The organism is Brevibacillus sp. MER 51 (genome assembly GCF_023714195.1).
In the GTDB taxonomy this organism is placed as follows: Bacteria; Bacillota; Bacilli; order Brevibacillales; family Brevibacillaceae; genus Brevibacillus.
The window spans coordinates 1-231 of the sequence record NZ_JAMAUS010000100.1 but is presented as its reverse complement, the minus strand read 5'-3'; the positions used below and the strand labels follow the sequence as shown (position 1 = coordinate 231).

The 231-nt window shown below is 55.4% G+C and carries 1 rRNA gene; it reads right to left on the bottom strand.

Annotation, left to right across the window (positions count from 1 at the left end):
- Window positions 1-231: ribosomal RNA gene (locus M3630_RS31385) — 16S ribosomal RNA — on the bottom strand; the annotation flags it as partial.

The following is a 231-nucleotide window of genomic DNA, read 5'->3' as shown; positions in this document are numbered from 1 at the left end:
CCAGTGTGGCCGGTCACCCTCTCAGGTCGGCTACGCATCGTCGCCTTGGTAGGCCGTTACCCCACCAACTAGCTAATGCGCCGCAGGCCCATCTCCCAGTGATAGCCGAAGCCATCTTTTCTTTTCGGATCATGCGATCCAAAAACCTATCCGGTATTAGCATAAGTTTCCCTATGTTATCCCAGTCTGAGAGGCAGGTTGCCTACGTGTTACTCACCCGTCCGCCGCTAG